Source organism: Pseudomonas baetica (genome assembly GCF_051216495.1).
Classification (GTDB): domain Bacteria; phylum Pseudomonadota; class Gammaproteobacteria; order Pseudomonadales; family Pseudomonadaceae; genus Aquipseudomonas; species Aquipseudomonas baetica_B.
The window spans coordinates 1-1794 of sequence record NZ_JBPKAM010000231.1 but is presented as its reverse complement, the minus strand read 5'-3'; the positions used below and the strand labels follow the sequence as shown (position 1 = coordinate 1794).

General features: G+C 62.5%; 2 protein-coding genes. Both read left to right on the top strand.

What is annotated here, in order from left to right; genetic code table 11:
- Positions 1-222 precede the first annotated feature (222 nt).
- On the top strand, positions 223-963 hold the full coding sequence (locus tag ACSFE6_RS31425; RefSeq protein WP_435431254.1) for a M15 family metallopeptidase: 741 nt from the start codon (positions 223-225) through the stop codon (positions 961-963).
- Entirely contained in the window at positions 960-1676 is a 717-nt protein-coding gene (locus tag ACSFE6_RS31420) for a L,D-transpeptidase family protein (protein WP_435431253.1), read from the top strand. Before ACSFE6_RS31425 ends, ACSFE6_RS31420 begins: the two co-directional genes overlap by 4 nt.
- Positions 1677-1794: the final 118 nt, after the last annotated feature.

The window sequence follows — 1794 nt, the reverse complement described above, 5'->3', positions numbered from 1 at the left end:
CCGGCGCACCACGACCAATCCTTCTGCTAATCCCTGTGGGAGCGAGCCTGCTCGCGAATTCGGTATGCCAGCCACTTTGATGTCGGCTGACAGATTGCTTTCGCGAGCAGGCTCGCTCCCACAGGTTTTTTGCCTTTGGCAGGCTGCGGATTTCCAGCCATGATGAGCTGACTTGTCATGTATTCATGGAGGCCCGGCACGATGCCACTTGCAGCTCGATCAATGCTCCTGCTCCTTTGCTTGCCTGTCCTGGCCAATGCTGAAGACAAGCCCGACCACATGGTGTATCTGCGCACCCTCGATCCCTCCATCGAACAAGACATCCGCTACGCCAGCGCCCATAACTTCACCGGCCACCCGCTCGACGGCTACGAAGCACCGGAGTGCTTGTTGTCGTCGGACGCCGCCCAGGCCCTGGCCCGGGTGCAAGCGGCATTAAGGGCCCAAGGCTATGGTTTGAAGGTGTTTGACTGCTATCGGCCTAAACGAGCGGTGGCAGACATGGGACGCTTTGCCACGCAGCCCGGCGACCCACGAAAGGCCGAGTTCTATCCTCGGGTGGATAAACAGGACTTCTGGCGCCTGGGGTATGTGGCCCGAAACTCCAATCACTCCAAAGGCAACACCGTCGACTTGACCATGACCGGCCCGGGTGCCCTGCCCGCCGACACCTGGACGCCTTCAGCCACACCTGTCGATTGCACCGCCGATTATGGACAGCGCTGGCACGATGGCGCCGTCGACATGGGCACCGGATTCGATTGCTTCGACGAGCGCGCCCATACCGACACGACACTGATCAATGGCAGTGCCATGGAGAATCGCCAGCGACTCACCCGTGCCATGGCGCAAGAGGGTTTTATCGGTTATTCGGCCGAGTGGTGGCATTTCACCTATAGCCGCGATGCGTCGTTGAAGACGGCCATGGATTTCCCTATCACGCCGCTTGAGCCCAAGCCATGAACCGACTGCTCAGGGCATGCGCCCTACTGCTGTTGCCCTGTACAGCCATGGCGCAGGGGCTGGACGACAGTCAGCAACTGATTGTCGTGACCAGCAAGCATTGGGATGACATCCAGGGTACTGCCCAGCGCTATGAACGGCACGGCGACACCTTTGAAAAATACGAAGCCTCTTTTCCCGTGGTTCTCGGCAAAAACGGATTGGCCTGGGGCAAGGGACTCAACAACGTCGAGGATTTCCAGGGCCCCATCAAACAGGAAGGCGACGGCAAGGCCCCGGCCGGCCTCTTCAAGCTAGGCACGGCATTCGGTTACGCCGCTGTCGCCGACACCCGACTGTCCTACCTCCCACTGACCTCGAGCATCGAATGCGTGGATGACAGCCAGTCCAAACGCTACAACCAACTGGTCGACGGCTCGACGGTCGACAAGGACTGGAGCAGTTCAGAACGCATGCGGCGCAACGATGAGCTGTATCGCCAGGGCGTTTTCATCGAGCACAACACCCCGGCATCTCCCACCGCCGGCTCCTGCATTTTCCTCCACATCTGGCGCGGCCCCACGACACCAACCCGTGGCTGTACCGCCATGGCCCCGGCGGATATCGCGCGGTTATTCAGTTGGCTCGACCCGCGCCAGTCCCCGCTGCTGGTGCAATTGCCCGAGGCGCAGTACGAGCAGTTGCGCGAACGCTGGAAGCTTCCCCCGCGTTGATCAGCGTTGCAAAAACTGTGGGGGGGGGGGGGGGGGGGGGGGGGGGGGGGGGGGGGGGGGGGGGGGGGGGGGGGGGGGGGGGGGGGGGGGGGGGGGGGGGGGAGGGGGGGGGGGGGGG